The sequence below is a fragment of the Pseudomonas sp. genome, from assembly GCF_051660785.1.
Lineage (GTDB): Bacteria > Pseudomonadota > Gammaproteobacteria > Pseudomonadales > Pseudomonadaceae > Aquipseudomonas.
This window is the reverse complement of record NZ_JBOFQE010000082.1, coordinates 15635-29931: the sequence shown is the minus strand read 5'-3', so window position 1 is coordinate 29931 and position 14297 is coordinate 15635. Positions and strand designations below refer to the sequence as shown.

At 60.9% G+C, this 14297-nt stretch carries 13 protein-coding genes; 4 read left to right on the top strand and 9 right to left on the bottom strand.

The features are described 5' to 3' along the window. Positions 1-213 precede the first annotated feature (213 nt). Together ACRC4F_RS22005 and ACRC4F_RS22000 are read right to left on the bottom strand one after the other, a co-directional pair. On the bottom strand, positions 214-1077 hold the full coding sequence (locus tag ACRC4F_RS22005; RefSeq protein WP_438661236.1) for a LysR family transcriptional regulator: 864 nt from the start codon (positions 1075-1077) through the stop codon (positions 214-216). 16 nt (positions 1078-1093) lie between these two features. Then, entirely contained in the window at positions 1094-3379 is a 2286-nt protein-coding gene (locus tag ACRC4F_RS22000) for a heavy metal translocating P-type ATPase (protein ID WP_438661235.1), read from the bottom strand. Between the two features lie 85 nt (positions 3380-3464). Here ACRC4F_RS22000 and cadR point away from each other — a divergent pair, with 85 nt between their 5' ends. Next, a complete protein-coding gene (cadR, locus tag ACRC4F_RS21995; protein ID WP_027926516.1) occupies positions 3465-3914 on the top strand; it encodes a Cd(II)/Pb(II)-responsive transcriptional regulator in 450 nt (149 codons plus the stop codon). A 124-nt stretch (positions 3915-4038) separates the two neighbouring features. On the opposite strand, the gene ACRC4F_RS21990 is transcribed toward cadR, so the two are convergent. From ACRC4F_RS21990 to ACRC4F_RS21980, 3 genes are all read right to left on the bottom strand, one after another. Then, entirely contained in the window at positions 4039-5010 is a 972-nt protein-coding gene (locus ACRC4F_RS21990) for a thymidylate synthase (RefSeq protein WP_438661234.1), read from the bottom strand. Positions 5011-5058: 48 nt separating this feature from the next. Beyond that, positions 5059-5865: a prolipoprotein diacylglyceryl transferase gene (gene lgt, locus ACRC4F_RS21985; protein ID WP_438661233.1), complete on the bottom strand. Its 807-nt coding sequence runs from the start codon at positions 5863-5865 to the stop codon at positions 5059-5061. Positions 5866-5940: 75 nt separating this feature from the next. Further along, positions 5941-6723, bottom strand: a complete 783-nt coding sequence (locus ACRC4F_RS21980; protein WP_438661232.1) for a sulfite exporter TauE/SafE family protein — start codon at positions 6721-6723, stop codon at positions 5941-5943. A gap of 121 nt (positions 6724-6844) precedes the next feature. Between ACRC4F_RS21980 and ACRC4F_RS21975 the strand changes: the two genes are divergently transcribed. Continuing rightward, a complete protein-coding gene (locus ACRC4F_RS21975) occupies positions 6845-7591 on the top strand; it encodes an NRDE family protein (protein WP_438661231.1) in 747 nt (248 codons plus the stop codon). Positions 7592-7714: 123 nt separating this feature from the next. Here the strand turns inward: ACRC4F_RS21975 and ptsP are convergent, their stop codons facing one another. Further along, the gene (ptsP, locus tag ACRC4F_RS21970) at positions 7715-9994 is read right to left on the bottom strand and encodes a phosphoenolpyruvate--protein phosphotransferase (RefSeq protein WP_438661230.1); all 2280 of its coding nucleotides are present in this window, start codon (positions 9992-9994) and stop codon (positions 7715-7717) included. A 22-nt stretch (positions 9995-10016) separates the two neighbouring features. After that, positions 10017-10496 carry an RNA pyrophosphohydrolase gene (locus tag ACRC4F_RS21965; protein WP_007945562.1) on the bottom strand — a complete coding sequence of 160 codons (480 nt, stop codon included), beginning with the start codon at positions 10494-10496 and terminating at the stop codon, positions 10017-10019. Positions 10497-10639: 143 nt separating this feature from the next. Between ACRC4F_RS21965 and ACRC4F_RS21960 the strand changes: the two genes are divergently transcribed. Then, positions 10640-11296 (top strand): HAD family hydrolase, encoded by a 657-nt coding sequence (locus ACRC4F_RS21960; RefSeq protein WP_438661229.1) that lies wholly within the window; start codon positions 10640-10642, stop codon positions 11294-11296. 122 nt (positions 11297-11418) lie between these two features. Here ACRC4F_RS21960 and ACRC4F_RS21955 read toward each other — a convergent pair whose 3' ends face one another. Further along, positions 11419-11844 carry a DUF2269 domain-containing protein gene (locus ACRC4F_RS21955; protein WP_438661228.1) on the bottom strand — a complete coding sequence of 142 codons (426 nt, stop codon included), beginning with the start codon at positions 11842-11844 and terminating at the stop codon, positions 11419-11421. Between the two features lie 39 nt (positions 11845-11883). After that, positions 11884-13398 (bottom strand): threonine ammonia-lyase, biosynthetic, encoded by a 1515-nt coding sequence (ilvA, locus tag ACRC4F_RS21950; RefSeq protein WP_438661227.1) that lies wholly within the window; start codon positions 13396-13398, stop codon positions 11884-11886. A gap of 146 nt (positions 13399-13544) precedes the next feature. Between ilvA and rpiA the strand changes: the two genes are divergently transcribed. Beyond that, the gene (gene rpiA, locus ACRC4F_RS21945) at positions 13545-14219 is read left to right on the top strand and encodes a ribose-5-phosphate isomerase RpiA (protein ID WP_008150505.1); all 675 of its coding nucleotides are present in this window, start codon (positions 13545-13547) and stop codon (positions 14217-14219) included. The last annotated feature ends 78 nt before the right edge of the window (positions 14220-14297 follow it).

Below are 14297 nucleotides of genomic sequence, written 5' to 3'. Positions count from 1 at the left end.
TCAAGCAGATGAAGCCATCCTAAGTTTGTAATGCGTCGGTCATGTGGCAGTGAAGCAAAAACGGCTGATAGTGGTATTCAGGGATTTGGGTTGGATAGTGCGCGCAATGATTACCTGTGGTGAGGGGATTTATCCCCGTTCGGCTGCGCAGCAGTCGCAGATTTCAGGGCCGCTTCGCTGCCCAACGGGGATAAATCCCCTCGCCACAAGGATCTATGCCGGGGCCATTTCCTGCGCCAGACCGAGAAACGCCGCCGGCAACCGCGCGCCTTTGCGTTCCTTGAGGCAGTACAAATACTCGGGAATCTGCGGCGCATTCTCAATCGTCAGCACCCGCAACTGTGGATCATGCGGCACTTCCTGCCGGGCGATGATGCTGATGCCGATGTTGCGCAGCACCGCCTCGCGAATCGATTCACGGCTGCCAATCTCCAGCAACGGTCCGAAACTTACCCCGGCGCTGGCCAGCAACTCTTCGGTCAGCCGCCGAGTCGTCGAGCCCGACTCACGCATCAACAACGTATGCCCGGCCAACGCACTGAGCGGCACATGGTCGTGAACCGCCAGCGGATGATTGCGATGCACCGCCAGCACCAGCGGATCGCTGCCGAGCACCCGGCGAATCAGCCGCGCATCGTCGAGTAACTGCGACGAGGCCGCGACATCCACCCGGTAATCCTCCAGCGCCTCCAGCACCTGCTGCGAGTTGCCGATCTCCACCGACACTTCCACCTGCGGCAGGCGCTCGCGAAAAGTCTTCACCAGGTCGAGGATGTAATACGGCGCGGTGGCGGCGATGCGTAACGTGCCCTGGACCTGGCCGCTGTTGCGCAGGAAAAACTCGATGTCGGCTTCCTGTTGCAACAGCGCCTTGACCATCGGCAGCAACCGCGCGCCTTCTTCGCTGACGCTAAGACGGCGGCCGCCACGGTAGAACAGCTCAACCGAGTACTGGCTTTCCAGATTGCGAATCTGCGTGGTCACCGTGGGCTGGCTCAGACCGAGCTTTTTCGCTGCCAGGGTGATGCTGCCCAGGCGGGCCACCATGTAAAACGCCTTCAGATCGGCACTCAGCACACCCGTTCCTCATCGCTTATTTGCGCAGCAGGCGCAAACCGTTGAACACCACCAACAGGCTCACGCCCATGTCGGCGAACACCGCCATCCACATGGTGGCGATCCCGGCGAAGGTTACCCCAAGAAAGATCGCCTTGATGACCAATGCGAGGGCGATGTTTTGTTTGAGGATGCTCGACGTCTGCCGCGACAGGCGAATGAACGCGGGGATCTTGCGCAGATCGTCGTCCATCAGGGCGACATCGGCGGTCTCGATGGCGGTATCCGTGCCGGCCGCAGCCATGGCGAAACCGATCTCGGCCCGGGCCAGCGCCGGCGCATCGTTGATGCCGTCGCCGACCATGCCGACGTTATGGCCCTGTGCATAAAGCGCCTCGATGGCTTGCAGCTTGTCGGTCGGCAGCAGATCGCCCTTGGCCTCGTCGATGCCGACTTGCGCGGCAATCGCCTGAGCGGTGTGGACGTTATCGCCGGTCAGCATCAGGGTTTTGATGCCCAGATCGTGCAGCTGCTGGATCGCTTCGCGGCTGGACTCTTTGACCGTGTCCGCCACGGCGAACAGTGCCAACGGGCCGGATGTGTCGAGCAGCAGCACCACGGACTTGCCCTGTTTCTCCAGCGCGAATAGCTTTTCTTCCAGCGCCGGCGAACACAGGCCCAGATCTTCCACTAGGCGATGGTTGCCCAAGTGGTAGGTCTGACCGTTGATGTCGCCGCGAACGCCGCGACCGGCCAGGGCTTCGAAGTTATCCACAGCGAGCGGCGCGGATTGTTTATCCACAGCCGCATTGGCGATGGCCAACGACACCGGGTGATCCGAGCGACCGGCCAGCGCCGCCGCAATCGCCGGGGCAGTTGCGTCCGCGGTGGGATCAAGGGACAAATAATCGGTCTGCACCGGTTTGCCGTGAGTAAGGGTGCCGGTCTTGTCCAGGGCAAGGTAGTCGAGCTTGTAACCGCCCTCCAGATACACACCGCCCTTCACCAGAATGCCTTTGCGCGCCGCCGCCGCGAGGCCGCTGACGATGGTCACCGGGGTGGAAATCACCAAGGCGCAGGGGCAAGCGACCACCAGCAACACCAATGCCCGGTAGATCCAGTCGAACCAGAGGGCGCCCATGAACAGTGGCGGAATCACTGCGACGGCGAGTGCCAACAGGAACACCGCCGGGGTATAGATTTTCGAGAACTGATCGACGAAGCGCTGGGTCGGTGCCCGCGCGCCCTGGGCCTGTTCCACGGCGTGGATGATCCTCGCCAGGGTCGAGTTATTGGCCGCGGCAGTCACGGTGTATTCCAGCGAGCCCGCCTGGTTGATGGTGCCGGCGAACACTTTATCGCCCACCGTTTTCTCGATCGGCAGGCTTTCGCCGGTGATCGGCGCCTGATCGATGGTCGAACTGCCCGACAGCACTTCGCCGTCCAGGCCAATCCGCTCGCCGGGACGCACCCGCACGCGAGCACCGAGCTCGATGGTTTTGACGTCTTGCTCGACCCAGCTGCCATCGGCCAGTTGCACCGTGGCCTGTTCCGGGGTCATCTGCATCAGGCCGCCAATGGCGTTGCGCGCGCGGTCCAGCGACTTGGCTTCGATCAACTCGGCCACGGCGAACAGGAACATCACCATCGCCGCTTCCGGCCACTGGCCAATCAGGATCGCGCCCGTCACGGCGATGCTCATCAAGGCGTTGATGTTCAGGTTGAGATTCTTGAGAGCGATCCAGCCTTTCTTGTACGTGGTGAGGCCGCCACTGAGGATCGAAACCAACGCGATGATGGCCACCACCCACGTCGGTGCGGCGTCGGTAAAGTGGATAACTTCCGCCGCCAGCGCGCCCACGCCGGACAGCGCCAAGGGCCACCAGTGCTTTTTCTCGGGGATCGGCGCGGGCGCTTCGCTGCCCTGCTCCATCGGTTCAGCCACCATGCCCAGCGACTTGATCGCCTCGATGATCGGCGCAGTGCTCGGCAGGTCATGGGTCACGCCCAGCAACCGATTGATCAAGTTGAATTCCAGTTGCTGCACACCCGCAAGCTTGCCCAGTTTGTTCTGAATCAGCGTCTGCTCTGTCGGGCAATCCATGGCGTCGATCCGGAAACTGCTCAGCCGTGCGCCGTCGGTTGGCTTGTCGCTCAACTTGATCAGCGAAGGTGTTGCCGCTTTGGATGAACAGCAGGAATCGCTGTGCCCGCCATGGTCATGCTTCTGCACAGGCTGCAGCTTATGGCTGTGATCGTGATCGTGATCGTGATCGTGATCGTGATCAGCCTCGGGTTTGTGGGTGTGAAGGGAATCGCTCATTGGGTTGCGTCCATGAAGGTGCCTGTTGCCAAGTAAAGACCCTGTAGCCACTATAGGGTCAAGCACCCTTTTGGAGATTGTCGCGATGAAGATCGGAGAGCTGGCCAAACTGACCGACTGCGCTGTGGAAACCATCCGCTACTACGAGCGCGAAAACCTGCTGCCGGAACCGGCCCGCAGCGACGGCAACTACCGCGTCTACACCCAGGCCCACGCCGAACGCCTGACCTTCATCCGCAATTGCCGCACCCTCGACATGACCCTCGAAGAGATCCGCAGCCTGCTGGCCTTGCGCGACAGTCCGCAGGATCAGTGTGAAAGCGTGAATGCGCTGATCGACGAGCACATTCATCACGTGAAGGCGCGGATTGACGGGTTGCTGGCGTTGCAGACGCAACTGCTCGACCTGCGCCAACGCTGTGGCGAGGGGCCGGAGATTGATCAGTGCGGGATTTTGCAGCGGTTGGAAGTGAGTGGCGGGGTTGTGGCGACGGAGGTTGAGCACTCTCACGTAGGCCGAAGCCACGGCCACTAAAAGCACCACAAATCAAATGTGGGAGCTAGCCTGCTAGCGATAGCGGTTTTTCATTCACATCATTGTTGGATGTGCCGTCGTTATCGCTAGCAGGCTAGCTCCCACAGGGGTATTGCGTGCTACATCAGACCGCCATCGGCGCGGTCATCGGTGGGTGATGCTCGTAGCCTTCCAGCGAAAAATCGCTCGGCTCGATCAACTCCAGCCACTCCGGCTGGTAAACACCGGTCTTCGCAAACTCTGGCACTCGATCACTGATCACCAGTTTCGGCATCGGGAACGGCTCGCGCTTGAGCTGTTCATTCAGCATGTCCAGGTGATTTTCGTAGACGTGGGCATCACCGATGAAATAGGTGAACCAGCGCGGCGTGTAGCCGGTCAGGCGGCCGATCAGGCTCAGCAGCGCGGCGCCTTCGGTGAGGTTGAACGGCGTGCCCAGGCCCAGGTCGTTGGAACGAATGTAGAGGGTCAAAGAAATCTCTTTGGTCTCGACATTCGGGTGGAACTGGTAAAGCAGATGGCACGGTGGCAAGGCCATTTCATCGAGCTGCGCGACGTTCCAGCCGTGGAACAGGATGCGGCGGCTACCCGGGTCCTTGATGATCGTGTCGACGCACTGGCGGATCTGGTCGATTGCCTTGTACAGCACCACGTAAGCCTGACCGTCCTCTTCGCCTTCGGCGATTTGGCGGTAGCCCTGACTCAGGGTCTGTTCGATGGCGGCCTGGTTGCTGACCGGGATCTGCTTGTACGCCGGCCATTTGCGCCATTGCACGCCGTAGATCTCGCCGAGGTCGTCTTCACCCTGACGGAACGGGTTGGCCAGCCACTGCGCGTTTTCGTTGGCGTTCTGATCCCAGACCTTGCAGCCCAGCGCACGGAATTCGGCGGCGTTGTTCACGCCACGCAGGAAACCACACATCTCGCCGATGGCTGATTTGAAGGCCATCTTGCGCGTGGTGATCGCCGGGAAACCTTCTTTCAGGTCATAACGCAGCATCGCACCCGGAAAACTGATGGTGTTCACGCCGGTGCGGTTGGCTTGCTTGGTGCCGTTCTTGATGACGTGGGCGACCAGTTCGAGATATTGCTTCATGAGTTACCTGTGTCCTTGAACCCGGGGCCGTCACCCCGGGATTCGAATTTATACGGCGGCCGCGGGTGTCGCCGGGGCGCGGTGATACGCCAGCCAGATCAGGAACAGCCCGCCGACGATCATCGGTACGCACAGCACCTGACCCATGGTCAGCCAGTTCCAGGCCAGATAGCCCAGTTGCGCGTCCGGTACGCGGACGAATTCGACGATGAAACGGAAGATGCCGTAGAACAGCGCGAACATCCCGGACACCGCCATGGTCGGCCGCGGCTTGCGCGAGAACAGCCACAGAATGGCGAACAGCGCCACGCCTTCGAGCGCGAACTGGTACAGCTGCGACGGGTGACGCGCCAGTTGCGCCGGATCGGTCGGGAAGACCATCGCCCACGGCACGTCGGTCGCCTTGCCCCACAACTCGGCGTTGATGAAGTTGCCGATACGTCCGGCGCCCAAACCGATCGGCACCATCGGTGCGACGAAGTCCATCAGCTGGAAGAACGACTTGCCGTTCTTCTTGCCGAACCACAACGCCGCCAGCATCACGCCGATGAAGCCGCCGTGGAACGACATGCCGCCCTTCCACACCTCGAAAATCAGTGTCGGGTTGGCCAGGTAAGCCTGCAGATCGTAGAACAGCACATAGCCCAGGCGTCCGCCGACAATCACGCCCATCGACATCCAGAAGACCATGTCGGAGAGCTTTTCCTTGGTCCAGGTCGGGTCGAAGCGGTTGAGCCGGCGCGATGCCAGCAGCCAGGCGCCGCCGATGCCGATCAGGTACATCAGACCGTACCAGTGGATTTTCAGCGGACCGATGGCCAGGGCCACCGGGTCGATCTGCGGGTAAGGCAGCATTGCGACTCCTTGTTAGAGTTGAAACCAGAATTCCCGGGCGACGCTGCCACCCCAGGATTAAGCCAGCATTGCGAGCTACAGCAGGAAGCTCAGGCCAACGCAGAACAGCAAAGCGGCAAACAGCCTTTTCAGCAACTTCGGCGACAGCTTGTGGGCCAGTCGCGCACCGAGACGGGCGAACACCATGCTGGTCAAAGCAATCCCCAGCAGCGCCGGCAAATAAATAAAACCGAGACTATGGGCCGGCAGCAGCGGATCGTGCCAGCCCAGAATCATGAAACTTAATGCACTGGCCAAGGCAATGGGCAGTCCGCAAGCCGACGAAGTCGCCACGGCTTGCTGCATCGGCACGCTGCGCCAGGTCAGGAACGGCACGGTCAACGAGCCACCACCAATGCCGAAAATCGCCGAGGCCCAGCCAATTACGCTGCCGGCCACGGTGAGGCCGAGTTTGCCGGGCACCGTTTGGCTGGCCTTGGGTTTGACGTCCAGCGCCAGTTGCACGGCGATGATCAGCGCAAACACACCGATGATTTTCTGCAGGTTAGGGCCGGAAATTGCCTCGGCCGTCAGCGCACCGAAACCGGCGCCCATCAGAATGCCCACGGTCATCCACACGAATATCGGCCAACGCACCGCGCCGCGACGGTGATGTTCGCGCACCGCATTGACTGACGTAAAGATGATCGTCGCCAGGGACGTGCCGACCGCCAGGTGGGTCAGGATCGAAGCGTCGAAACCCTGCAAGGTGAAACTGAACACCAACACCGGGACGATGATAATCCCGCCACCGACCCCGAACAGCCCGGCCAGCACGCCTGCACAGGCGCCCAGCGCCAGGTAGAGCAGAAATTCCATGGACGACCCTCAAAGAAGAGCGGCATGGTAACGGATGCATGGCCTCCGGCTCCACTGGATGGCGATGGATACCCACACAATGTCTGCGTAGAGTGGGCAAAAAACACACTGGGACCACCTTATGTGCCTGATTGTTTTTGCCTGGCGACCGGGTCACGCCCAGCCGCTGATCGTGGCGGCCAACCGCGACGAATTCTATGCCCGGCCCAGCCTGCCTTTGGCGCAATGGCCCGAAGCGCCTCAGGTCTACGCCGGTCGTGACCTTGAAGCCGGCGGCACCTGGCTTGGTATTGGAGCCAATGGACGCTTCGCGGCGCTGACCAACATTCGTGATCCGCATCAGCCGCCGTCGCGCAAATCGCGAGGAGAACTGGTAGCGGGTTTTCTGTTGGGCAATCTGTCCATTGATGATTATTTACACGACGTTGTCTCACGATCGCCGGAATATGCCGGTTTTAATCTGCTGATTGGTAATGCCAACGAACTGTGGCACTTCAATGCGCGGGAGACCGAGGCGGTGATGCTGCCACCCGGAGTTTATGGGTTGTCGAACGCCGGGCTGGATACGCCGTGGCCCAAACTGCTCAAGGCGCGGGCGGCGCTGGAGGGCGTGTTGGAGGATCCGCAGCCAGAGGCATTATTAGCGTTGCTGAATGATCCGCAGACCGCAGCGTTTGCCGAGTTGCCGGATACCGGGGTTGGGGTGGCGACCGAGACGTTGCTGTCGAGTGTGTTTATTGCCAGTCCCACATACGGGACGCGGGCGAGTACGGCGTTGATTGTTCACGCAGATGGAACGCGGCATATGGTCGAAAGGAGTTTCGGGCCGTATGGGGGGCATTTGGGGGAGGTGGAGATAAAGATCTGACAGTCAGGCAATAAATTGTGGCGAGGGAGCTTGCTCCCGCTGGGCTGCGAAGCGGCCCCAAAAAATGGGACTGCTACGCAGTCCAGCGGGAGCAAGCTCCCTCGCCACAGGGCCATCAGCCTTTTAGAGAGCTTTGACCGCAGCCGGATTGACCATCTTCGCCAACCCAAGGTTCTTCAGCGCCAATTGCAGCGAGCTGTGGATCACTTGCGGGTTGTCGATGGTCATCAGCTCGGCCAGCAGTTCCTTGGCCATGCTGAGGTTGACCTGACGCAGCATCCACTTCACTTTCGGCAAGTTGGTGGCGTTCATCGACAAGCTGTCGAAGCCCATCGCCATCAACAACACCGCCGCCGCCGGGTCACCGGCCATCTCGCCGCAGATACTGACGGGCTTGCCTTCGGCATGAGCGTCACGCACCACGCTCTGCAGGGCTTGCAGCACCGCCGGGTGCAGGTAGTCGTAGAGGTCGGCTACCCGCGGGTTGTTTCGGTCCACCGCCAGCAGGTACTGGGTCAGGTCGTTGGAGCCGACCGACAGGAAGTCCACTTGCCGCGCCAGTTCCTTGGTTTGATACACCGCCGCCGGAATCTCGATCATCACGCCAATCGGCGGCATAGGCACGTCGCAGCCTTCGTCGCGGACTTCGCCCCAGGCCCGGTGGATCAAGTGCAGGGCTTCTTCGAGTTCGTGGGTGCCGGAGATCATCGGCAGCAGAATCCGCAAGTTGTTCAGGCCTTCGCTGGCCTTGAGCATCGCGCGGGTCTGCACCAGGAAGATTTCCGGGTGGTCGAGGGTGACGCGAATGCCGCGCCAGCCGAGGAACGGGTTGTCTTCCTTGATCGGGAAGTACGACAGCGACTTGTCACCGCCGATGTCCAGGCTACGCATGGTCACCGGTTGCGGGTGAAACGCGGCGAGTTGCTCGCGGTAAATCGCCAGCTGCTCCTTTTCGCTCGGGAATCTCTGGTTGATCATGAATGGGACTTCGGTGCGATACAGACCGACACCTTCGGCACCGCGCTTCTGCGCTCGCGCCACGTCCGCCAGCAGGCCGGTGTTGACCCACAGCGGCATGCGGTGACCGTCGAGGGTCACGCACGGCAAGTCGCGCAGGGAGTCGAGACCGAGCGCCAGTTGCTTCTCTTCTTCCACCACCTCGGCGAACTGCTTGCGCAGCACGTCGCTGGGGTTGGTGTAGACCTCGCCGCGATTGCCATCGACGATCAATTCGATGCCGTCGACCTTGGCATAAGGCAGGTCAACCAGGCCCATCACCGTCGGGATGCCCATCGCCCGAGCGAGGATCGCGACGTGGGAGTTACCTGAGCCGAGGACCGAAACCAGACCGACCAGCGTGCCTTCCGGCACCTCGCCGAGCATCGCCGGCGTCAGTTCTTCGCTGACCAGAATGGTTTTTTCCGGGTAGACCAGGTTCTGCTGGCGCTCTTCCTGCAAGTAGGCGAGCAAGCGGCGACCAAGGTCCTTGACGTCCGATGCGCGCTCACGCAGGTAGGCGTCGTCCATCAATTCGAAACGGTTGACGTGCTCGGTGACCACCTGGCGCAACGCGCCCTGGGCCCACTGGCCGGTCTTGATCACCGTGGTCACTTCGCTGCCGAGCGCCTCGTCGGCGAGCATCATCAGGTAGACGTCGAACAGGGCCCGCTCTTCGGGGCGCAGCTGCGAAGCCAGTTTGGCGGACAAGGCGCGCATGTCAGCGCGCACGCCTTCGATGGCGGTCTTGAACAACGCCAGTTCGGCGTCGATGTCGGTGATGGTCTTGTCCGGCACCACGTCCAGATCGGCCGGCGGCAGCATGACCACCGCCGTACCGACCGCCGCACCCGGTGAACCCGGTACGCCGACGAACTTGGCTTCCTGGATGCCTTTGCCCTGACGGCCAAGGCCACGGATCGAACCTGTGGCTTCGGCGTGAGCAATAACACCGGCAAGCTGCGCACTCATGGTCACGAGGAAGGCTTCTTCACCTTCATCGAACTGGCGGCGTTCCTTTTGCTGGATGACCAATACGCCGACGACGCGACGGTGGTGAATGATCGGCGCCCCGAGGAAGGAGGCGTAGCGTTCTTCACCGGTCTCGGCGAAGTAGCGGTAGCGCGGGTGATCCGCGGCGTTTTCGAGGTTCAGGGGTTCTTCACGCGTGCCGACCAGGCCAACCAGACCTTCGTTGGGCGCCATGCTGACTTTGCCGATCGAGCGCTTGTTCAAGCCCTCGGTCGCCATCAGCACGAAGCGGTTGGTCTCAGGGTCAAGCAGGTAGACCGAGCAGACCTGGCTGCCCATGGCCTCTTTGACGCGCAACACAATAATCCCCAACGCCGCCTTGAGATCCTTGGCGGAGTTAACTTCCTGGACGATCTTGCGCAGCGTATTGAGCATGGCTCGGGGTCGAACTCCGTCGTCAGTCGCGCGTTAAAAGGCGCGGGGCAAGCTCTTTGAGAGCGCGTCGATACACCTCGCGCTTGAATGTCACCACCTGGCCCAACGGATACCAATAACTGACCCAGCGCCAGCCATCGAACTCCGGTTTACCGGTCAAATCCATCCGCACCCGCTGCTCGTTGGAGATCAGGCGCAGGAGAAACCATTTCTGTTTCTGGCCGATGCACAGCGGTTGGCTGTGGGTGCGGACCAGACGTTGCGGCAAACGATAGCGCAACCAGCCCCGGGTGCAGGCGAGAATTTCAACATCTTCGCGCTCAAGACCCACTTCTTCGTTCAACTCGCGGTACAAGGCGTCTTCCGGCGTCTCCTGGGGGTTGATCCCGCCCTGTGGAAACTGCCAGGCATCTTGATTGATACGGCGAGCCCATAGCACCTGTCCGGCATCATTCGTGAGAATGATCCCGACATTGGGGCGGAAACCATCGGGGTCGATCACGGCAACAACCTCGCAAACGCATGTCGCCGCATTGTTCCACAAAGGTTGTGAAGGCAGCAACGAGCCGACCTACCTTATGTGCACTCTTGTGAAAAGTCCGTATTCTGGACGCCTTTCTACAGACTTTTCAGCGAGTAACTGCAATGCGGCTGGCTTTATTCGACTTGGACAACACGCTTTTGGGCGGCGACAGCGACCATGCCTGGGGCGATTACCTGTGCGAACGCGGTTTCCTCGACGCCGTCGCCTACAAGGCACGCAACGACGAGTTCTACCAGGACTACCTGGCCGGCAAGCTGGATAACGATGCCTACCTGAACTTCTGCCTGGAAGTCCTCGGCCGCACCGAGATGGCCACGCTGGATCAATGGCACCGGGATTACATGCGCGATTGCATCGAGCCGATCGTGCTGCCCAAGGCCATGGCGTTATTGGCCAAACACCGCGAGGCAGGTGACAAACTGGTGATCATCACGGCGACCAACCGTTTTGTGACCGGTCCGATTGCCGAGCGTTTGGGCGTTGAAACCTTGATTGCCACAGAATGCGAGATGGTCGATGGCCGTTATACCGGGCGCAGCACCGATGTTCCTTGCTTCCGTGAAGGCAAGGTCACGCGGTTGAATCGTTGGCTGGAAGAGACCGGGTATTCGCTGGAAGACAGTTACTTCTACAGCGACTCGATGAATGATTTGCCGTTGCTGGAGCAGGTGGCGAATCCGATTGCGGTGGATCCTGATCCGAATCTGCGCGCTGAAGCCGAGAAGCGTGGTTGGCCGGTGATGACTCTGCGCGACTGAGGACGCCATCGCGGGCAAGCCCGCTCCCACAGGGGATCTGCGTCGATCACATAATCTGTGTTCACTGAAGATCTAATGTGGGAGCGAGCCTGCTCGCGATGGGGCCGACTCGATTCAAAGCCTTAAACCGGCTTCGCGCCCATCAATCCCGCAATGGCGATAAAGCAGACAAAACTGAACAGTGCGAGGGCAAAGGTGAACTTGCCGCTGCCTCCCGGTGCAGTACGCAGCTTGTTAAGCCGCACCAACAACCAGAACCACGCCAACGCCGCCACGGTATAAAGCACACTCGACACCAGCAACCACGTCTGCCCCAGCGGCCAACCCACCAGATGCACCATCCACCATCCCGTGAACGGCATGCTCACCAGGGCCAGCCCCATCAGCAGCCAGATCAGCACCCGCGGCCGCTGCAACGTCCGGGCAGGTGCCGTCGCATCGCCGTTACGTCGCGTGCGCCATACCCAGATCCCCAGACCCAGCGCACACACCATCAACACGACCGTCGCCACGACATGCGCCACTTTCAGGGCGGTTAACGTTTCCATTGTTCGATTTCCTTATGGCTTGCGCATCAGCGTAGCTGTTCAGCCAAGAAACAGCTGATAGGCCGGGTTGTCGCTTTCGTCCCAGTACGGGTAGCCGATTTCCTCAAGCGCCGCAGGAACCAGATGCCGCTCATCGTGAGGCACTTGCAGGCCCGCGACCACGCGGCCGTCCGCCGCGCCATGGTTGCGGTAATGGAACATCGAAATGTTCCAGCGCCCGCCGAGCTTGTTGAGGAAGTTGAACAGCGCGCCCGGACGTTCCGGGAACTCGAAACGCAGAATCACTTCATCGACCACGTGAGCCGCGCGACCGCCGACCATGTGGCGAATGTGCAGCTTGGCCAGTTCGTTGTCGGTCAGGTCCAACACCGGAAAACCCTGCTCGCCGAGGCTGGCGATCAGCGCACTGCGCGGGTCGGTTTCCGGGTGCGTCTGCACGCCGACGAAGATGTGCGCTTCGCTGCCGGTGTTGTAGCGGTAGTTGAATTCAGTGATCTGGCGCTTGCCGATGGCTTCGCAGAACGCCTTGAAGCTGCCCGGTTTCTCGGGGATGGTCACAGCGATGATGGCTTCCCGACCTTCACCCAGTTCGGCGCGTTCGGCGACATGGCGCAGGCGGTCGAAGTTGACGTTGGCACCGGAGTCGATGGCCACGAAGGTATGCCCGGTGACGCCGCGTTGCTCAACGTACTTCTTGATCCCGGCCACGCCCAGGGCGCCGGCAGGCTCCGTGATCGAGCGGGTATCGTCGTAGATGTCCTTGATCGCCGCACAAATCTCATCGGTGCTGACGGTGATGACTTCATCGACGTAATCTTTGCAGATGTCGAAGGTGTGCTGACCAATTTGGGCCACCGCCACGCCGTCGGCGAAGAGGCCCACGGTCGGCAGCACCACGCGCTCGCCGGCCGCCATGGCCGCTTGCAGGCAGTTGGAATCGTCGGGCTCGACGCCGATGATTTTGATTTCCGGGCGCAGGTATTTCACGTACGCCGCGATCCCGGCGATCAGGCCGCCGCCGCCGACCGGAACGAAAATCGCATCCAGACGCCCGGGATGCTGGCGCAGAATCTCCATCGCCACGGTGCCCTGCCCGGCAATGGTGTGGGGATCGTCGTAGGGATGAATGTAGACGTAGCCTTTTTCGTCGACCAGTTTCAGCGAGTAGGCCAGGGCTTCCGGGAACGAATCACCGTGCAGCACCACTTTGCCGCCGCGCGAACGCACGCCTTCGACTTTGATTTCCGGGGTGGTCTTGGGCATGACGATGGTGGCTTTGACGCCCAACACTTTCGCTGCCAGGGCCAGGCCCTGCGCATGATTGCCCGCCGATGCGGTGACCACGCCGCGAGCGCGCTCTTCATCGCTCAGCTGGGTGAGCTTGTTGTAAGCGCCGCGAATCTTGAACGAGAACACCGGCTGCAAGTCTTCGCGCTTGAGCCAAATATTGTTGCCCAGCCGCTCGGAGAGCTGGCGGGCAGTCTGCAATGGGGTTTCTACGGCAACGTCATAAACGCGCGAGGTGAGGATCTTTTTGACGTACTGTTCGAGCATCGGAAAGCATCACTGAGCGGGTTGGGCAGGGTCAAGGAGTCTAACCCGGCTTTCGGGCGGACGACCACACGAATACAGAGGTTTTAGACCCGCATGAAGCTATAATGCCGGCCTTTCCGTTTCCCCTTGCCCGCTTCGGAGCCCGCATGACCCAGGATCAACTCAAACAGGCAGTGGCTCAGGCCGCCGTCGACTTCATCCTCCCGAAACTCGACGACAAAAGCATCGTCGGGGTCGGCACCGGCTCCACCGCCAACTGCTTCATCGACGCCCTGGCCAAGCACAAAGGCGCGTTCGATGGCGCGGTCGCCAGTTCCGAAGCCACCGCCGCCCGCCTCAAGGGCCACGGCATTCCGGTGTATGAGCTGAACACCGTCAGCGACCTGGAATTCTACGTCGACGGCGCCGATGAAAGCGACGAGCACCTGAACCTGATCAAGGGCGGCGGCGCGGCCCTGACCCGCGAGAAGATTGTCGCGGCCGTGGCCAAGACTTTCATCTGCATCGCCGATGGCAGCAAACTGGTGCCGGTACTCGGCGCGTTCCCGCTGCCGGTCGAAGTGATCCCGATGGCCCGCAGCCACGTGGCCCGCGAGCTGGTGAAACTGGGCGGCGACCCGGTCTACCGCGAAGGCGTGCTGACGGACAACGGCAACATCATCCTCGACGTGTTCAACATGCAGATCACCAACCCGGTGGAGCTGGAAACGCAGATCAACGCGATTGTCGGCGTGGTCACCAATGGCTTGTTTGCGGCACGTCCGGCGGATTTGTTGTTGTTGGGGACCAGTGAAGGCGTGAAAACCCTGCGCGCCAAGTAAGACTTACATAAACCTGTGGGAGCGAGCCTGCTCGCGATGGCGGTGTAACAGTCAACAGAGATGTTGGATGTTATGGCC